General features: G+C 38.6%; 17 protein-coding genes. 5 read left to right on the top strand and 12 right to left on the bottom strand.

Annotation, left to right across the window (positions count from 1 at the left end):
- Positions 1-249: 249 nt before the first annotated feature.
- Entirely contained in the window at positions 250-2,061 is a 1,812-nt protein-coding gene (gene pepF / locus PLANO_RS01355; RefSeq protein ID WP_038702285.1) for an oligoendopeptidase F, read from the top strand.
- A gap of 211 nt (positions 2,062-2,272) precedes the next feature.
- Here pepF and PLANO_RS01350 read toward each other — a convergent pair whose 3' ends face one another.
- The 4 genes from PLANO_RS01350 to PLANO_RS01335 form a co-directional block, all read right to left on the bottom strand.
- Positions 2,273-3,556, bottom strand: coding sequence for a purine/pyrimidine permease (locus PLANO_RS01350; RefSeq protein WP_038702283.1), 1,284 nt, complete (start codon positions 3,554-3,556; stop codon positions 2,273-2,275).
- Positions 3,557-3,639: 83 nt separating this feature from the next.
- Positions 3,640-3,906: a hypothetical protein gene (locus tag PLANO_RS01345; RefSeq protein ID WP_038702281.1), complete on the bottom strand. Its 267-nt coding sequence runs from the start codon at positions 3,904-3,906 to the stop codon at positions 3,640-3,642.
- Positions 3,907-4,066: 160 nt separating this feature from the next.
- Positions 4,067-4,711, bottom strand: a complete 645-nt coding sequence (locus PLANO_RS01340; RefSeq protein ID WP_038702279.1) for an NAD(P)-dependent oxidoreductase — start codon at positions 4,709-4,711, stop codon at positions 4,067-4,069.
- Between the two features lie 153 nt (positions 4,712-4,864).
- On the bottom strand, positions 4,865-5,599 hold the full coding sequence (locus PLANO_RS01335; RefSeq protein ID WP_038702277.1) for an MBL fold metallo-hydrolase: 735 nt from the start codon (positions 5,597-5,599) through the stop codon (positions 4,865-4,867).
- A 118-nt stretch (positions 5,600-5,717) separates the two neighbouring features.
- Between PLANO_RS01335 and PLANO_RS01330 the strand changes: the two genes are divergently transcribed.
- The 3 genes from PLANO_RS01330 (at position 5,718) to PLANO_RS01320 (ending at position 7,729) form a co-directional block, all read left to right on the top strand.
- Complete coding sequence (locus tag PLANO_RS01330) at positions 5,718-6,047, top strand: YflT domain-containing protein (RefSeq protein WP_038702275.1); 330 nt, start codon at positions 5,718-5,720, stop codon at positions 6,045-6,047.
- Between the two features lie 231 nt (positions 6,048-6,278).
- A complete protein-coding gene (locus PLANO_RS01325; protein WP_197053097.1) occupies positions 6,279-7,334 on the top strand; it encodes a YkvI family membrane protein in 1,056 nt (351 codons plus the stop codon).
- Positions 7,335-7,426: 92 nt separating this feature from the next.
- Complete coding sequence (locus PLANO_RS01320; protein WP_038702273.1) at positions 7,427-7,729, top strand: DUF3219 family protein; 303 nt, start codon at positions 7,427-7,429, stop codon at positions 7,727-7,729.
- A 54-nt stretch (positions 7,730-7,783) separates the two neighbouring features.
- On the opposite strand, the gene PLANO_RS01315 is transcribed toward PLANO_RS01320, so the two are convergent.
- The 8 genes from PLANO_RS01315 to glgB all read right to left on the bottom strand — a co-directional run bounded on the left by PLANO_RS01315 (position 7,784) and on the right by glgB (position 17,935).
- The gene (locus tag PLANO_RS01315; protein ID WP_038702271.1) at positions 7,784-8,044 is read right to left on the bottom strand and encodes a DUF3006 domain-containing protein; all 261 of its coding nucleotides are present in this window, start codon (positions 8,042-8,044) and stop codon (positions 7,784-7,786) included.
- 4 nt (positions 8,045-8,048) lie between these two features.
- Complete coding sequence (locus PLANO_RS01310; protein WP_038702269.1) at positions 8,049-9,170, bottom strand: MBL fold metallo-hydrolase; 1,122 nt, start codon at positions 9,168-9,170, stop codon at positions 8,049-8,051.
- A gap of 86 nt (positions 9,171-9,256) precedes the next feature.
- On the bottom strand, positions 9,257-10,066 hold the full coding sequence (locus PLANO_RS01305; protein WP_038702267.1) for an SDR family oxidoreductase: 810 nt from the start codon (positions 10,064-10,066) through the stop codon (positions 9,257-9,259).
- A gap of 19 nt (positions 10,067-10,085) precedes the next feature.
- Positions 10,086-12,473 carry a glycogen/starch/alpha-glucan family phosphorylase gene (gene glgP / locus PLANO_RS01300; protein ID WP_038702265.1) on the bottom strand — a complete coding sequence of 796 codons (2,388 nt, stop codon included), beginning with the start codon at positions 12,471-12,473 and terminating at the stop codon, positions 10,086-10,088.
- Positions 12,474-12,488: 15 nt separating this feature from the next.
- Positions 12,489-13,916, bottom strand: coding sequence for a glycogen synthase (locus PLANO_RS01295; protein ID WP_038702263.1), 1,428 nt, complete (start codon positions 13,914-13,916; stop codon positions 12,489-12,491).
- Positions 13,916-14,935, bottom strand: a complete 1,020-nt coding sequence (locus tag PLANO_RS01290) for a GlgC family sugar phosphate nucleotidyltransferase (RefSeq protein WP_038702261.1) — start codon at positions 14,933-14,935, stop codon at positions 13,916-13,918. The genes PLANO_RS01295 and PLANO_RS01290 overlap by 1 nt, the downstream gene beginning before the upstream one ends.
- Positions 14,932-16,080 (bottom strand): glucose-1-phosphate adenylyltransferase, encoded by a 1,149-nt coding sequence (locus tag PLANO_RS01285; protein WP_038702259.1) that lies wholly within the window; start codon positions 16,078-16,080, stop codon positions 14,932-14,934. The genes PLANO_RS01290 and PLANO_RS01285 overlap by 4 nt, the downstream gene beginning before the upstream one ends.
- The gene (gene glgB, locus PLANO_RS01280; RefSeq protein WP_038702257.1) at positions 16,073-17,935 is read right to left on the bottom strand and encodes a 1,4-alpha-glucan branching protein GlgB; all 1,863 of its coding nucleotides are present in this window, start codon (positions 17,933-17,935) and stop codon (positions 16,073-16,075) included. Before glgB ends, PLANO_RS01285 begins: the two co-directional genes overlap by 8 nt.
- Positions 17,936-18,163: 228 nt before the next feature.
- Between glgB and PLANO_RS01275 the strand changes: the two genes are divergently transcribed.
- Complete coding sequence (locus PLANO_RS01275; protein WP_038705333.1) at positions 18,164-18,742, top strand: SCO family protein; 579 nt, start codon at positions 18,164-18,166, stop codon at positions 18,740-18,742.
- Positions 18,743-18,746 lie beyond the last annotated feature (4 nt).

Genomic DNA, 18,746 nt, shown 5'->3' with positions numbered 1-18,746 from the left:
ATCGTCAGTAAAGCAAATTTCCCGCCAAGGCTGTGCAGTTTCTCGTTAAAAGGCGATTCTGAATCGAATCCAGTCGTGTCTTTCAACGGTAATTCCGCCTTGTATTTATATAGTACCCAATCTAATAATAAAGTTAAACCTATTTTTTAAATTTTTTTTATATTCACAACTATTATTTTTACATTTCTTCAATTGCCTATTATACTAATAATTAGTTCGAAATCCGTAATACATAGAGGAGAGATTTAGTTGGTTAAAAGTTTACCTGCACGCTCAGCTGTTCCTATAGAAGAAACATGGGATTTATCTAGTTTAATTAGCAGTTCACCTAATTTCGATCAACAATTACAAGACTTAGAACAACAAGCAGAAGCTTTAAACAAAAACTTCCAAGGCACAATTGTTGATACAGAAACAATCATTTTAGTTTTAACAGCGTATATGACTTTTATGGAAAAAATGGTTTTATTGAGTACTCACGCAAATTTAACAGCTAGTACAGATCAAACTAATGATGAAGCCCAATTACAAGCGAGTAAATTCGGATCTACTGCTGCCAAAGTCGGCAGTCAATTGTCTTTTATCACGAGTGAACTTCTCGCCTTGCCAACCGAAATACTCGAGCAAGCTATGGAAGAAACACCCGAATTTCGTGTGTTCTTAAAAAAACTATTGCGTAAAAAACCTTATCAATTGCATCCAGAAGCTGAGAAAAGCTTAGCCGCTTATTCTTCTACTTTTAGCGCACCTTATGGACTTTACAATACAACAAAAATGGGTGATATCGATTTTGAAGACTTTGAAGTAAACGGTCAAAAGTATCCTTTAAGCTATGGCTCTTTTGAAGGTGACTGGGAAGCAGAAACAAATACAGAACTCAGACGTGCAGCCTTTGATACTTTTTCTAAGAAATTAAAAGAGTATCAACAAACTACTGCCAAAACTTATGATATGCAACTGCAGACGGAAAAAACGACTGCTGACTTGCGGGGTTATGACAGTATTTTTGACTATCTTTTATTTAATCAAGAAGTCGACCGTTCTCTTTACGATCGTCAGATTGATTTGATTACAACTGAACTAGCTCCGCATATGAGAAAATACGCAAAATTATTACAGAAGGCTCACGGTTTAGACCGCATGACCTTTGCTGATTTGAAAATTTCCTTAGATCCAAGCTATGAACCCGAAATTACCGTTGCTGAATCCAAACAGTATATTGATGAGGCTCTTTCGATTATGGGACCCGATTATCTCAAAATGATCGATCGTTCTTATGCTGAACGGTGGATTGATTTTGCACAAAACAAAGGAAAATCAACAGGCGCTTTTTGTTCAAGTCCTTACGGTAATCACCCATATATTTTAATTTCTTGGACAGGTCGTATGAATGAGGTTTTTGTTCTAGCTCACGAACTTGGCCACGCCGGACATTTTTATCATGCGCATCAAGAACAAAACATCTTTAATGGAAGACCGTCACTATACTTTATCGAAGCACCCTCGACAATGAATGAAATGCTAGTGGCCAACCACTTATTAAAAAACTCGGAGGATCCGAAATTTAAACGTTGGGTAATCTCATCAATTGTTGCCAGAACTTATTACCATAACTTTGTCACTCACTTGCTTGAAGCAGCATATCAGCGTAAAGTCTATGAGCGCATTGATGCCGGACAAAGCGTCAATGCAGGAATATTGAATTCGATCAAACGCGGCGTTTTAGAAGACTTCTGGGGAGATACTGTAGAAATAAATGATGGTGCCGAGCTGACTTGGATGCGCCAACCGCATTATTACATGGGCTTATATCCGTACACTTATAGTGCTGGTTTAACCATCTCTACTCAAGTATCTAAACGCATTTTAAAAGAAGGTCAACCTGCTGTGGATGAATGGCTTGAAGTTCTGAAAGCAGGAGGCACTAAAGACCCGGTCGAACTTGCAAAAATGGCCGGCGTGGACGTCACGACCGAACAACCACTCCGCGACACCATCGCCTATATCGGCGAACTAATCGACGAATTGGTCAAACTAACAGAAGAAATCGAAGCGGAATAGAAAAGCGTAAGCGCCCGTGTAGCTCTGCCGGGCATAAGACAGATTGGCGAAGCGACGTTCTTTGTCGCACAGCCAAGATGGCTTATGACCCAAAGAGCTGGGCGCTGAAGCTAGACAATTAGAAAAGCACAAGCGGCTGTGTAGTCCCGACAGTCGCTCGCGCTAAAAAATATAAAGGCTGGACGCAATTACTACTCGCGTCCAGCCTCTTTTATGCTGTTTTTTTCCATAACAATAACTGTTCTATAAAAATGGCAATAAGAGTTCCGGTAATCAATCCATTTGATAAAGTAGCTGCGATAACTGAAGGTAAATTCGCCATGCTCTCTGGAGATACAAACATAATACCCACTCCACTCATCAATCCGAAAGCTGCCACTTTATAAGAATGTAGCCTATTTTTTTCATTTTCCAATTCAACAAAAGCCATCTCAACCATTTTCGTAAATATCGCAAAGATAACTGCATAAGCTACTGGAGCTGGAAGAGAAGCAAGTATTGCCATGAGTGTTGGGAAAAAACTAATTAGTACTACAATGAAGCCTCCCAAAATGAACGGTCTAATTGAAGGTGTTCTAGTCGCACTAACAAATCCTGCCGCCCCTGAGATTGGTACAGGTCCAATAGATGAAAATAACCCAGCAACAATATGATTAATACCAGAAGCTGCCGATGCTTGCTTTACTCGATCAGGCACATGAATCGAAAAGGAATTCTTTAGCATACTCTCCATCACGCGAATCGACGCCATCATGTTCGCAAGCAATAAAATTGTTAAAAATAAAGCCGTTACAAACATGCCACTATCCCAAACTAACGGTCCAAAAACGAGCATCTCTGGCAAGGATATTAACTTACCAGTGCTCTCTGCAGTTTCTGGTAATTTACCAAGAATCCAGAAAATGAACCACCCCGTAGCAATCGCAAACAACACCGAATAACGACTAATCCATGGCATTTTATGATTCATGAAAAAGAATGTTAATATGATAACGATAATGCTACCGAGTAAAACCGTTCCATCCACTGGGTCGCCTTCTGAAACAACGCCCAATAAACCCGCAATAATCGACTCACTGATTTGAAGTACTAATAATAAGAGATAAACAAATGTAATGGTTGGGGTAAATAAAACTTTCAGCTTATCGACGAGACCTGTATAGGCAAAAATGATAAATAAAACTCCACTGTACAATAACCCACTCTGCAAGGCTTGAAGAGATTCTTCCATAGTGGCATACATAATGCCGACTAACCCCGCATAAACAATAAATATTCCCCACCATAAACCCGCGGGTCCTTCATTAATCGGCATACGGTGTCCGATAAAGGCTTGCACTAAACAAGCAATTCCTAAAACAAACATCGTGCGCTGTAAGAAAAGAGCCGTATCTGTCGTATCCATGCCGAAAATACTGGCTATTGCGATGGGTGCTGCGATGGAAGAAGCAATTAGAAAAACCGCCCATTGTACTCCTCCGAAAATATTTTTCATAACCAGTGCCTCCATCTCTCAGTTTTCTTTAAGTGATTCTAGTATACACCTAGTGAAAGAACCAAAAAAAGACCTGACGGCTGTCAGGTCTCTTTTTTCTCACGTATTTTCTTTTCGTTTGCGTTATCTGCTGCTTTTTGAGGCTCAAAAATTTCTTCTTCTGACTTTCCATCATCAAAACCATCTTTATAAACAACAGGATAACCTTGATCTTCCAAACTTTTGACTTGCTTACGCGAAGCTTTAACTAATAACCGTACGATCAGCACGGATAATATGAATATAATTACGACAGAAATAATCCCAGGGATGTACTCCGATTTGTCTTCAGGAAAATATAAAAAATCCATTGTGTTAATTCCCACCTTTAAACCTCAAGTTTCATCTTATTATACATGATACAAATCGCTGTTTACTTAAGGAACGTGAACATTTTATGGCAAATGCTGTCCAACGTAGATAAGCTCATGAATAGAAAAGCCAATTCCCTTAGAAATCGGCTCTTCGAAATTATAGATGATTTTCGGACACAACGGTGAACCGTCTGTTTTGATGTTCCCCACTTTCAATTTCGTCGACAACTGCAATAGCATAATCGGCATAGCTAATATAACTCTTCCCTTTACTATTGACGATAAAGCCATCGTCACCTTTTTGATAATGTCCTGTACGATGACCTTTCGGATCGAAAAATGCCGCTGGGCTTAAAAATGTCCACCGGATTCCTTCTGCTTTTTCCAAATCCGCTAAGTTTTGTGATTGGCTATTTGCAATTGATTTGAATGCTTCAGGAAATTCAGGTGTTTCTGCTAAACGAGTCGTTCTTGCTTCATCTACAAACAAACTTCCGGCACCACCGACTACGATCAAGCGAGTATTTGGGGTGTTTTTAAGTGCATCGATCAGAATTCTTCCCGCCTCAACGTGCTGTTTCGCTTTTTCAGGTGGTACCCCAAATGCATTAACGACAACATCAAATGGAGCTAAGTCTTCGGCCGTTATACTAAAAACATCTTTTTCTACAATCGGTACATTTAAGTTTTCTGCTTTTTGTGAATCTCTAATGATTGCCGTTATTTCATGACGCCTTCTTAGCGCTTCTTTTAAGATCAAATTTCCTGCTTTGCCTGTTGCCCCAATTATCCCTATTTTCATCTTATTCTCCTCCAGTCTTTTTTCTCCAGACCGATCATAAAAGAATTAGCTTTTAAAATAATTAGATAGTAACAACATTTTAATTTCTTTACGTGTACTTAAAGAATAGAAGGAACCCATGTGATATACAAACTATCTGCTTAACTTTCCCCATCAAATAGAATAGGTTTTGCCAATTTTCGCAAACTCGACATTGCCGCTGTAACTAGATTTCGCAGCCTCTAAAATATCATTTAGTTCACCGTATTGAGGAAGATGAGTAAGCAATAATTGCTTGGCACCAGCTTGTTCAGCAAGTTTACCCGCTTGGCTACCACTCATGTGTCCCCCAATAATACCAATATATTTTTCGTAAAGGTTCGATTCTGCGACCAAAAGATCTGCTCCTCGTGAAAAGTCGACCAACTCCTCTTTCCAAGCGGTATCTGCAGTAAATACAACTGTCCGATCGTTCGCAGTAAACCTCATAGCTAAACAATAGACAGGGTGAATTGTTTCACAAAACGTAACTTGCCACGGGCCAAGTTCAAGTGTGTCCGATGCTTTTATGACACGACCTTTTGTAACACCTTTATAAGAAAGTTTATTAAACTCTTCTAAATCTTTGTCATGAGCATAGATGTATAGTGGGGTATCCCACTCTTTTAACTGCATTCCAACCATGGCTGCATGTTGCAATACACCGATATCTGCAACATGATCCGGATGATAATGACTGATGATTACTGCATCCAACTCACGTAATTCCGTGTAATTTTGAACAGCACCTAATACACCACTGCCACAATCTACTAAACAACGAAAGCCATCTTGTTCGATTAAAAACGATGAAGTTGCCTCATTTTTATTGGGGTAACCTCCCCAAACACCAATCGGAATAATCTTCAAAAAAACCACTCCCCATTCTACTTTTCTTTAGTATAACTGATTATTGGTCGTTTCTTTGTTTAAGCTTTAAACCACTGTGGTATGTATAGTAATAAGAAATTAATTTGGAGGGATAAAATTGACTTTAAAAATGACAGTCGAAAACGTACTTCAAGCAAAATCAGAAATCGAGAAATTAGAAACACAAGGCTACACGCACGATGATATTTACATTTTTGCACACGATAAAAAACGTGGCAAAGACATCACAAAAGCATTGGACACAGAAGAAGTTGGCATGAAAGAACAAGGCTTCCTAGACAGCATGAAAAACATGACCATTTCACGTGGTGACGAATTGCGTGCTAAAATGGCCGCAGCTGGTTTAACTACACAAGAAGCAGCAGATTATGAAGAAGAGCTCGATAAAGGTAAATTAGTTATTATCGCAAATAAAGAGTTAAACTAATTATTTGCTAAAACATCGCCAGTCTTACTGGCGATGTTTTTTTGTATTCTCTTCTATATTTTATTATTTTTATATCTTTATTTAATCTACTTTAATACATAAATTTCTTAAAACACTTGCAACCTCACTCCCTTATCAATTGTACTACTTTCCTTTTTTTGCTATATTTAAATAAGAATTTTATACTAAAAAAACTCATCTATGCCCCACCCATCACCTAGGAGGAACATCATGAAAAGTTTGAAAATGGGAAGTGCCTTTGTTGGTATCATTGTTGGAGCAGGATTTGCTTCTGGTCAAGAAATTCTCCAATACTTTACAAGCTTCGGCTACATGGGAACTATTGCCGCTATTCTTGCAACCGCTTTATTTGCATATCTAGGAATGAGTTTAACTCGGCTTGGTAGTCGAATGAAAACCACTTCACATAAAGAAGCTGTTTTTGGAATTAGTGGAAAAATAATTGGCTCGATCGTCGACTACATTATTATTTTAACTTTATTTGGCGTAGGTGTTGTGATGATTGCCGGAGCAGGATCAATCTTCTCTCAGCAATTCAATTTACCCGCTCCGCTTGGCAGTACAGTCATGGCGGTTTTAGTTGCTTTGACGATTATGTTAAACGTAAAAAAAGTAATCGCCATTATTGGAAGCATCACACCATTTTTAATCATCGCAGTGATCGGTTTAGCTGCTTACAGTCTTTTCACGATGGATGCTACATTCGCTTCACTAGCTTCAACCGCTAACGAACAAGATTCAGCTTTGTCAAATTGGTTCCTATCGGCTATCAATTATGTGTCGTTTAATATTGCCGTTGGGGCTTCGATGGCGATTGTTATGGGTGGAACTGAAAAAGATGAAAAAGTCGCTGCACGCGGCGGGCTCATTGGTGGTCTCATTCTAGGCGGCCTCATTATTTTGAGTCATTTGGCGATTTTCTCACAAGTGGACAGCGTCGGTAGCTCAGCAATGCCATTACTTCTAATTGCCGATAACCTCTCACCTATTCTTGGTATCTTTATGTCCTTTATTCTTTTTGGAATGATTTACAATACTGCAGTTAGCATGCTCTTTTCATTCTCGGCACGCTTTGTGGTCATGGGCACAACCAAATCTCGAGTTTTCATTACTGCTGTTGTGCTTGTTGCCTATGTATTAAGTTTTGTTGGATTTAAAAACCTCGTCAGTTTGTTTTATCCGACCATTGGTTATCTCGGACTATTTCTTGTCGGAGCTTTAATCGTTGCGGACATACGAAAACCACATAAAAAGAACCTTAACTAACTAATTAAAAAATTCTCTAGCCGTCAAAGCCTGTTCTACTGCTTTGACGTTTTTTTTATGATACGGTGAAAAGAAAAGTAGAGGTAAAATAAGTGACGAAAACAACATTATGGATTGACGATACCGAAATACACGCTTCTAATTTTAAAGAAGAGACAAATGACCAAAGCTGCCCTCATCAACAAAAACGGAAAGTCTCCTTCGACTTTAAAGTAACGAGTGAAGAGTATCACCATATCGCCACACTCTTGTATAAAATGAATTTCTGTATCCGTATACCGACTTTAGAGGCAAAATTTAACGCATCTATTTCTGATTATTCAACATCGATTACAGATTTGTACAAACCTAATCAAGTAGCTGATTACCATTTAGAGTTAGTTGAAAAAGACTAGATTTAAACTAAAAAGCAAAAAGTCGAGATCCTCCTAAGAGAATCTCGACTTTTTCTACTCCCGTTTAAAGCGACTGCCTTTTTTCTGTTTCCTCAGTCTTGCCATTATTTCTTCAGCCTGCTTTGTTTTTATAAAGGATGTTTCATAATCTAAGGTGACGGCTAACTGTCCATCTTCTGCATCTATATTAAACCAGGAATTGATTGTGCTTCCGGCTGGCAGTCGATTAGCGGGTAAGATTAATTCAAGTCCTTCTTCTTCTACTAAAATGACTGCGTATAGGTCATCTTCAATTCGGTCCAAAATCCCTTTCATCCCATTACCCTCCTATACAAGCTAGGCCTTGTTCTTGAATAGCATCCAGCGTTCCTTGGCCAATTCCTTTAATACCGATTAATTGTTCAATATTTTCAAATGGACGCTTGTTTATAATCGCCTTTGCATACGTTTCGCCTATCCCTGAAATCTCCTGTAATTCTGCTGAAGATGCAATGTTTATATCAATGCACCGATTCTGTCCTTCAGTAGGTACACCTTCTTGTTGCGTCTCAACCTTGTAGGTTTTCCCGTCAGTCTCTACTATAATCGTTCCATTTACGTCTGTTCCGAACACTTCTGCTCCTTCATTTTCTACAACTGCAATCACTTCAGCATGCGGATGCCCGTATGAATTATCAGCTCCCGCACTATAAATCGCAACTTCAGGCGTCACAGCCTTTAAAAATGCCAAGCTTGTGGATGTATTAGAGCCGTGATGGCCTAAATGCAATATTTCCGCATTGAGATCGATACCTGTGTCGATCATTTCTTGCTCTTCTTTCACCCCTGCATCTCCCGTAAAAATAAACCCGATATCCCCATATGTCATTTTCAAAGATATTGATTCTTCATTAGGTGACCCGGTGATTTCACTTGGATGGAGCACTTCAATTTGAAGAGAACCAACATCAAAAACTTCCCCTGTTCTAGGTTCTATATATTCTGTCCCACTCGCATCGATTGCCTGCAATGCATTTGTAAAAGTAGCAGAACTGCTCAGATTACCAGACATCCATACCTCGCCAACATCAAACTCTCCAATTACCTGAGCCAGTTGTCCAATATGATCGGCGTCTGGGTGAGTCCCGACAACAATATCGATCTTCTTTATCTCTTGTTGCTTTAAATAATCGACAACTTCGGTTGATTTCCAATTTCCTGCATCAATTAATAGTGAAAACTCCTCGACTTCCAATAAGGTAGCATCGCCTTGACCCACATCGATATAATGCACACGCATTAGCTGTTTATCATCTTCTGCAGCAATCGGCTGCTCTTTCTTTTCTTGGTTTGTTGGATTATCTTTGCCATCTTCTTTTGATTGATCAATCACTTTTGTACAAGCTGTAAGTAATCCAAAACTAAAAATTAGTAGTAGTAAGATCCATACACTCTTTTTCAAAAACTCACTCCCGTTCTTCAGTGAATTTTACCATATAGAAGAATATATGAAAAAGCAGACCAAGATGTTTTCTTGGACTGCTTTTATCAAGTAGACATATAGTCTCCACCGTTCATATGCAGAAATTGTCCCGTCATATATGAATTTTGCGGATCTGCTAAAAATACATATGCTTTTACGAGTTCGTATGGTTGACCAGGACGCCCTGCTGGTACATCTTCACCAAAGTCATCTCCTACATTTGGATTTAAATCTCCAAAAGTTTTAGTAATGAGTGGTGTCCAAATTGGGCCCGGCGCAATGCCGTTCACCGCAATTTCCTCTCGTACTAATCGACGTGCCAACGAGCGAGTCATCGCTACCATCGCACCATTCGCTCCGGAGTAATCAATCAAATCTGAATGCCCACGATAAGCATTAATGGATGCCGTATTAATAATTCGAGATCCTTTTTTCAAATGAGGAAGTGCCGCTCGCGTTAAATAAAACATGGCGAATGCCTTGATCTCAAATGTTTTTAAAAGCTGCTCGTCTGTAATATCGAGTGGTGAGGTTTGCGGATATTGGTACCCGGCGTTATTAACGACGATATCTACTTGGCCGAATTCAGCTAACGTGAATTGAACGAGTGCGTCACAATTCTCTGATTTACCTAAATCACCACTTAACGCTTTTGCCTCGCCACCATAACCCTCGATCAAATCAATGGTTTTTTGGGCACCTTCGTCATCTCCAAGATACCCAATAATCACTCTCGCACCTTCCTTAGCATACGCAATTGCTACAGCTTGACCGATACCACTACTAGCACCAGTGACAATTGCCACTTTGCCGACTAACACGCCACCCGCTTTATAGTTTGTTAAATCGGTATTATCAAATTCGTAATCTGCCATATTGCCACCCTTTCAGCTTCTAATACAAACTAGGAACTTTCGTTAAATGCCAAACATCGTCTGAATATTGCTGGATGGTCCGGTCACTAGAGAAAATACCGGAAGCAGCAATGTTTTTAACGCCCATTTCTGCCCACTTAACCGGATTTGCGTAAGCATCTAAAATTTGCTCATGTGCTCGTGTATAACTCGGAAGATCTTTTAACACAAAATAAGGATCTCGATCATGTACCAACTGTCCCACAATAAAGTCAGCATTCGCTTTTCCTTCTGTCCAATCTCCTTTAATCAGTTCTTCCATTAACTTTCCAATTTCCAAATCCGATTCAATGATTTCTTTTGGATTATAAGATTGATTTTTCTCATATTCCATCACCTGTTCTGCACGCATTCCGAAGACAAATGCATTTTCTTGGCCAACTTGTTCAAATATCTCAACATTTGCTCCATCAAATGTACCAATTGTCAGTGCACCATTCATCATAAATTTCATATTTCCAGTACCTGAAGCCTCTTTGGAAGCAGTTGAAATTTGTTCACTCACGTCAGCCGCAGGTATTAAATATTCCGCTTGTGTGACATTGTAATTTTCAACAAATACAATGTGCAGATGCTGTCTCACTAAAGGATCATTATTCACTTTTTTCGCTACTGTATTGATCATTTTAATCACTTGTTTTGCAAAGTGATAACTTGGCGCGGCTTTACCTCCAAAAAAGAAAGTTCGTGGATATGGTCGATAAGTAGAATCTTGTTTAATTCGGTCGTATAGCATTTGAATATGCAAAATGTTCATCAATTGTCGTTTATAGCCGTGGAATCGTTTAATGTGAATATCAAAAATTGAAGATGGATCGACAATAATATTTTGATCTCGCTGAAGATGATGAATTAACTGCTCTTTTTTCAAGTTTTTAATAGCTTGGAAATCTTGAAGAAACGTTTGATTTTGAGAGTAATAATGCAGTTCACTCAAGCGCTCAGGCTCTTTAACCCACTTCGAACCAATTGTCTCTGTGATCAACCCGGACAACTCTTGATTAGCTTTAATCAACCATCTTCGGTGCGTAATTCCGTTCGTTTTGTTGTGAAATTTGTTTGGAAACTGCTCGTTCAATTCCTTCATTTCACGTTTTTTCAAAATTTCTGTATGCAATTTGGCTACACCGTTTACTTTATAACTTCCCACTACCGCCAATACCGCCATCTTAATAACTCCATTTTCGATGATAGACAATTTCCGAAGAGTTTCATCGTCTTTCCCTTGATTCTCTAAGCTTTCGTTAAAACGGCGATCAATTTCTTCAATGATTAAATAAATTCTTGGCAATAACGATTGAATTAAATGACCGTCCCATTTTTCCATCGCCTCTTCCAAAATTGTATGATTTGTATAAGAAATAGTGCGCGTTGTAATGTCCCATGCTTTTTCCCAATCTAAAGCAAAATCATCAATTAAGATACGCATTAATTCTGGAACAGCTAAAGCTGGATGCGTATCATTTATTTGAATCGCAATATTGGCCGGCAATTGATCTAAAGAGTTTTTATGATTGCTTATAATATTTTGAAGAGAAGCACTACAAAGTAAATACTGCTGTTTTAAACGCAGGATTTTCCCCGTCTCTAGAGAATCGTCAGGATAAAGCCGATCGGTAATATTGGCCGTCTCACGTTCATAAACTGCATAATCTCTATGAGTAGGGAGTGGACGATCTGAAACTTCTGCTTGCCATAACCGAAGTGTATTTACCGTACCACCATTTGCTCCGACAATTGGTATATCATACGGTACAGCTTTGACCCATTCAGGATTTTCTACTTTTGTGCGCATTCCATCAAGACCCATGACTATTTGAACTTCTCCATAATAAGGAATGTTCACTGCCAGATCCTCTCTACGCGTATCGATATTATTCTTATCCTTAATCCATTTTGTAGGTTGTTCTGTCTGATTACCTTCTACAAAATGTTGGGTAAATAAACCGCCTCTATAACGTAAACCATAGCCATGCCCAGGTAATTCCAAGGAGGCAAGAGAATCCATAAAACAGGCCGCTAATCTTCCCAATCCACCATTTCCCAAACCTGGTTCGATTTCAAATTCTTCTATTTCAGAAAGCTCGAGTCCTAGTTCATCAAGTCCTTCTTTGACCAAATTGTAAAAGTTCAAGTTCATAAGGTTTTGCCCCAGCACTCGCCCAATTAAAAATTCAATCGAAATATAATACAGTTGTTTGTCTTGATTTTCTTCATATAATTGGTTGGTACGTTTCCAACTTTCTTGAACCCACTCGCTTGTCATTTCCCATAAAGTTTCATGAGCAAGTTCCAGACTTTTTTCTGGTCCTTTAGATTCTATGCGATTCGTAAAACTTTTCTTGAACTCTTCTTTGGAAGAAAACATATTTGGCACGCCCCTTTAAATTAGCCGTTCATAAAGTTCAGCGTATTCTGCCGCAGAACGTGACCACGAATAATCACCTGTCATGCCGTTTTTCTTGATTGCTTCCCAGTGATCAGACTGTTGGTAAAAAGTCAGGCATCGCTGTAAAGCACTATCAAATGACTTGTCTTTGGAAAAATCACTTAAAAATCCATTTCCAGACTTCTGATTTTCATCGTATTCTATGACTGTATCTTTTAATCCCCCTGTTTTATTGGCTACAGGAACCGTTCCATATCGCATCGAAATTAGTTGACTGAGCCCACACGGTTCAAAATGAGAAGGCATTAGAAAGATATCCGCTCCCGCGTACAATAAATGTGCAAATCCTTCATCAAAGCCTATATTAATTGAAACTTGCCCTGGAAAATCAATGTCTAGTTCTTTGAAAAACATTTCATACTGTTCTTCTCCAGATCCTAATAAAACGAATTGAACGTCTTCATTTGATAGTAAGTCTGGAAGCATTTCCTGTAAAATATCAATACCTTTTTGTCCTGACAATCTTGAAATCATCGTCAATAACGGGACATCCCCTCGCTCTGGCAGCCCCGCTTTCAACTGAATTTCACGTTTGTTCACTTGCTTTCCTTCCATGCTCATCACGTCAAATTCCCGTGCAATGGATAAATCTGAAGCAGGATTATAAACTTCTAAATCGATTCCATTTAAAATCCCAATCAGATCTTGTTCTTTTTCTTGTAAAAAGCTATTCAATTTCTCACCATAAAAATCGGTTAAGATTTCATCTCGGTACGTAGGGCTCACAGTCGTAACTTTATCCGCATAAAAAATACCTGTCTTTAATGAATTAAAATTGCCCTTCCACTCCACAAGACCTTCGTCGTAATAACGTTCATCCATTTCAAAGTTTTCGAGAAATGTTTTTTTCGAATACTTTCCTTGGAATTGCAGATTATGAATGGTTAAAACAGTTTTAGTTGCTTTAATAGATTCATATCGTGAATCTTCTTTCAATAAAAATAAGGTAGCCGCCGCATGCCAATCATGAACATGTATTACATCTGGTTGTAGTTTTCGCTGCTGAACGATTTCAAGTACCGCTCTGTTAAAAAAGGCATACCGTTCCGCATCATCCGACTGGCCATAAATTTGATCTCGTTTAAAATAATCATCATATTCCATAAAGAGATAGTTGACACCAGTTTGTGCATATTCAAAAACTCGAAATGTTTTTTGTTGTCCTTTAAAAGGCATCTCAATAGACTCTTTTTGAACAAATTCTGACGTATATTGATCAGCTATCAAACTATATTTAGGTATAATAACCGTAATTTCATGGCCTAATCTGCTGAGTTCTTTCGGTAATGCTCCTAATACATCAGCTAACCCTCCAGCTTTTGCAAAAGGTGCACATTCTGCTGCTGCCATTACAATCTTCATCATAAATCCTCCTTCGTAACACTCGCCCCTTTGCGTAAAACAATCGGTCGCTCAGAAGTTCCATGTAATACTACCCCTTCGCCAATGTATACATCTTTGTCAGCAATAACATAGGATAAATCGCAATTTTCTTCAATCGTACTTTTTTGCATGATGATACAACTTTCTAAACGTGCACCTTTTTTTATATAAACTCCTCGACTAATGAGACTATCCTTTACTGTCCCCACAATTGTGCTACCGTTCGCAATTAATGCACGCTCGACATGTGAACCACTGACATAGCGTGTTGGCGGCTCATCTTTCACTTTCGTGAAAATTGGTCGACCTTCGAGAAACAATTGCTCTCTTTTTTCTTCATTTAATAAATCCAATGAAGCCTCTAAGTAGCCTTGAATAGAATCGATAACCGCATAGTAACCTTCGTATTCATACTCATTAAATGTATATGGGCTTTTCTTTAAGTTAACAACGTCTTCAACGCTTACCACTTGTTTCTCTAAATAGGTTTGAAGTAATTCGACCAACAAATCTTTAGCCAAAATATAAGTTTTTAATTGCACACCTTTGCTAACAGCTTCTGTGAAGTCTGCTCCGGACTCGATATGCTTTTCCAGCATGTCTTTAAAGTCTAATTGGGTAACAACAAAGCTATTCGTGACTACCACGTAGGGTTGATTGCTTTTTGTAAAAAATTGTAGATGTTCTTCTAATCCAGCAAATGCTCCTACACTCGATATTCCTCCATCTCGCTGTGTAACCGGAAGAAAATATAATCCATTCTTTCTTCTGTCTAAATCCCAGCTCTTACCTACACCAATATGATCTAATAAAGAAGCAAGCGGGTAGGATGGGAAGACACCAACCGTATTAACATCTGAATTAACTAAATTTGATAATACAAAATCGATTAACCGATAACGTCCAGCAAAAGGAACAGACGAAACAGTTCGTTGCATTGTTATATCTTGCAACCCTTCTTTTTTTATAGAAGCATCTACTACTGCAAGTAAATTCATCGTTTGCCACGCTCCTTCCATTTTTCTATTTCTTCATCTGTTAAGAGAACCACTTCGTCCTGCTGATCGAAGATCTCAAATCCTTCTGGCACTTCAAATTCGGGTGGCACAATTACTTTATGAAGTTTGGCACCTTTGTTTATAATTACTCCGCTCATGATGACACTTTCCGAGATGGAAGCTCCTTCACCTATTACAACTTTTTGGAATATAATTGATTTTGTGACTTCTCCTGAGATCACACAACCTTCGTTTACCATAGAAGACTGAACGTTTCCTGTTTTATTGATAACTTGCGGCGGAAGTTGAGGATTCGAAGAATAAATACGCCAGCCGGAATCATGTAAATTTAAGCCGGAATTTAAGTCAAGCAAATCCATATTCGCTTCCCAAAAGCTATCAACAGTTCCCACATCTTTCCAATATCCTTTAAATGGATAGGCAATCATTTTTTCACCTTTTTCCATCATGGACGGAAGAATGTCTTTACCAAAGTCATGAGATGATTCTTCATTCACATTATCAGCTTCCAAATATTCTTTTAGTTTTTTCCAGGTAAACACGTAAACTCCCATGGAAGCCAAGTTGCTTTTTGGATTTTCTGGTTTCTCGTCGAATTCCAGCACTGTCATCTTGTCATCAACATTAATGACTCCGAATCGACTTGCTTCTTCCCATGGCACTTCTAGCACAGAAATAGTTACATCTGCCTCATGTTCTTTGTGATAATCCACTAATACTTCATAATCCATTTTGTAAATATGATCTCCCGATAAAATTAATACGTATTCTGGATCGCACGACTGAAGAAAAGTGATGTTTTGATAAATTGCGCTTGCGGTACCTGCATACCATTTGTTGCCATCAATTTCGGCATAAGGCGGCAACATGGTTACTCCTCCATTACGACGATCCAAATCCCACGGTGTACCAAGTCCAATATAGGCATGCAGAACATGTGGCTGATATTGTGTCAGAACGCCAACCGTATTAATTCCTGAATTGGTGCAATTGGATAAAGGAAAATCAATAATTCGATATTTCCCACCAAATGGAAGTGCCGGTTTAGCTATTGTATGTGTTAATGATTTTAATCGACTTCCTTGTCCGCCCGCTAAAAGCATAGCAACTACTTTATTATTCATTTTTCTTCACTCCCATTCTTTTTTTCCATATATTCATCGTAAATGCAGGCAAATCCATTTGAATAGAATAAGGTAAATCGTCGCTTGAATCGGCTAACGCCTTAACGACAACTTTTCTATTTTCATTACTTGTGGTGAAGATCTTTTCATAATCTGTAAGTTTTGGAACCCCTAACTTAAAATTTTCATAATTACGCTCTGAAAAATTGCAAACGACGATGCATTCGTCCTCTTCCATATGCCCTCTTCGGATAAATGCAGCCACGCTTTGCTGATGATTATCTGCATCGATCCATGAAAAGCCGTCCGGATGATCGTCTAATTCAAAAAAGGCCTTTTCTGTTTTATAAAAACCCAATAACTCTTTTGTGAAATTCGCCATTTTTTTATGATTCTCGGTTTCTAATGATGCCCAATCCAACTCAGGTTTAAATTCCCATTCTTCGAAATGACCAAATTCCTGCCCCATAAACAGCAGTTTTTTACCTGGATGAGCGATCCAGAAACCTAGCAGTAACCTCAGTTGTGAAAATCGGTCGTCGAGTGTGCCAGGAAGCTTATTTAATAAAGAAGCTTCACCATTCACTACTTCGTCATGTGAAAGTGCTAGAAGGTATCGTTCTTCATATTGATACATGAGAGAAAAGTTCATTTTACCGTGTACTTCAGAGCGCTTTGAAGGCTGTACTTCCATATAGTCCAGCGTGTCCCGCATCCATCCAAAATTCCACTTATAATGAAACCCGATTCCTCCATCTGCAACATCGTGTGTCACTTTCGGATAGTTCCAGGCATCTTCAGCAATTAATAACACATGGGGATGAAATTCCTTTAAGTTATTCGTTAATTTTTGCAGAAAATCAGTTCCTTGCTGATTGGGTTGTCTTTCTTCTATGTTCGGAACGAATAATAAACAAATCAGCGCATCCATCCGGAAGCCATCAAATTTAAATTCTTCTAGCCAATAATGACTACTCGATAACAGAAAGCTAACGACTTCTCCTTTTGTCACGTCAAAATTTAAAGTGCCCCAATCGGGATTCATACGTCGTTCCTCTAACTCGCTTTCGTATAAATAATTCCCATTAAATCGTGCTAAAGCATGTTCATCGACACAAAAATGCCCTGGAATCCAATCTAATATTAAACCGATTTTATTTTCCGCACATTGTGCGATAAAGTATTTCAAATCATCGCTGGTCCCATAGCGACTAGTTGGAGCAAAATACCCTGTGGTTTGATAACCCCAGGATTCATCTAGTGGGTGTTCTGTTATCGGCAAAATTTCGATATGAGTAAAACCCATCTCCAGAACGTAAGGAATCAGTTTAGTTGCCAATTCACGATAACTCAAAAAATCTCCTTGGGCATTGCGCTTCCATGTTCCGATATGCAATTCATAAATAGCCATTGGTTTTTCAAAATGATTTTTGTTTTGGATTTTCTTTTGGTTTAACACAGCTTTTGACCACGTATGTTTGGAAGCTCCTGCTACAATCGATTTAGTTTTTGGTCTTTTCTCACTCGATCGAGCATAAGGATCCGATTTCCGTAAAATGTCACTGTTTGGTGTTTCGAGGATGTACTCATAGGCGTATCCAGTAAGCTTTCGCGGAACTTGCACCTGCCAAATTGTCTCATCAAGAGGATGCTGCTCCATTTGGAATATCTCTTCGCTTAAACTGCCCGGTTCTATACAAGCTACCGATACTTTTGTCACTTGTGGAACCCATAAAGTGAAACTTGTTTGATCTCCTATTGTATGCGCACCAAAATAACGATATGCGTCTTTCATCTGTCCAGTATGGAAAGCCTCTAACTCTTTTTGAGTAAGCTGGACTGTTGATTGATTCATTTTCACACCTCCAGGATTTTACGGTTCCGTGTCTCTTTTAATTCTACATAAGCAATGTAAAACCCTTGTTAAGATTCTTGATTATTCAAAAATTTAGTTAAATTCAATTTTTTTCGTAATCCTGTTCGAAATGTCTACACATTTCTTCCCTCTTATACTCTTGTTTGAGAAGAGAATTTCCACTACGCTTAAGGAGGTAACCGTTTATCGAAAGAGAGGTTGACGTTTTTGCGAAATTATAAAAATCTTTTATTAGCTGTATTAGTCAGTATTTTTTTGGGTGCATGTAGCCCAAGTATTGAAGATCCGCTTAATTGGGAAATTGAAGATTTCTCTTTTACAAATCAAAATAATGAAGAATTTGGCTCGGCCGATTTAGAAGGAAAAGTATGGCTTGCCGATTTCGTCTTTACGAACTGCACTACCGTCTGCTTGCCAATGATGGCGAATATGACGGGTTTGCAAGAACAATTAAAAGAACAAGGACTAGATGTTCAAATTGTTTCATTTAGTGTGGATCCTGTGTTTGATAAACCCGAAGTTCTCAAATCCTATGCTGAAAATTACGGTGCAGATTTATCGACTTGGAACTTGCTCACAGGTTATACTCCACAAGAAATTGATGATTTTGCGATGGATAATTTTCGTACTTTAGCTAGAAAGCCTGAAAATGACGATCAAGTTATTCATGGTACTTATTTTTACTTAGTCAACCAAGAAGGGGTCATCATGAAATCTTACGAAGGGCTGAATCCACCGGTAGAAGATATTCTAGCGGATGCGGAAATTTTACTGACGGAGGAATAAGCTG

The organism is Planococcus sp. PAMC 21323 (assembly GCF_000785555.1).
In the GTDB taxonomy this organism is placed as follows: Bacteria; Bacillota; Bacilli; order Bacillales_A; family Planococcaceae; genus Planococcus.
This window is presented reverse-complemented; position numbering and strand designations above follow the sequence as displayed.

Excerpts from the sequence above, each read along its gene's own strand:
- PLANO_RS01350 (WP_038702283.1), bottom strand. The coding sequence starts at position 3,556 with ATGAAAAATATTTTCGGAGGAGTACAATGGGCGGTTTTTCTAATTGCT.
- PLANO_RS01345 (WP_038702281.1), bottom strand. The coding sequence starts at position 3,906 with ATGGATTTTTTATATTTTCCTGAAGACAAATCGGAGTACATCCCTGGG.
- PLANO_RS01340 (WP_038702279.1), bottom strand. The coding sequence starts at position 4,711 with ATGAAAATAGGGATAATTGGGGCAACAGGCAAAGCAGGAAATTTGATC.
- PLANO_RS01325 (WP_197053097.1), top strand. The coding sequence starts at position 6,279 with ATGAAAAGTTTGAAAATGGGAAGTGCCTTTGTTGGTATCATTGTTGGA.
- PLANO_RS01315 (WP_038702271.1), bottom strand. The coding sequence starts at position 8,044 with ATGAAAGGGATTTTGGACCGAATTGAAGATGACCTATACGCAGTCATT.
- PLANO_RS01305 (WP_038702267.1), bottom strand. The coding sequence starts at position 10,066 with ATGGCAGATTACGAATTTGATAATACCGATTTAACAAACTATAAAGCG.
- glgP (WP_038702265.1), bottom strand. The coding sequence starts at position 12,473 with ATGTTTTCTTCCAAAGAAGAGTTCAAGAAAAGTTTTACGAATCGCATA.
- PLANO_RS01295 (WP_038702263.1), bottom strand. The coding sequence starts at position 13,916 with ATGAAGATTGTAATGGCAGCAGCAGAATGTGCACCTTTTGCAAAAGCT.
- PLANO_RS01290 (WP_038702261.1), bottom strand. The coding sequence starts at position 14,935 with ATGAATTTACTTGCAGTAGTAGATGCTTCTATAAAAAAAGAAGGGTTG.
- PLANO_RS01285 (WP_038702259.1), bottom strand. The coding sequence starts at position 16,080 with ATGAATAATAAAGTAGTTGCTATGCTTTTAGCGGGCGGACAAGGAAGT.
- glgB (WP_038702257.1), bottom strand. The coding sequence starts at position 17,935 with ATGAATCAATCAACAGTCCAGCTTACTCAAAAAGAGTTAGAGGCTTTC.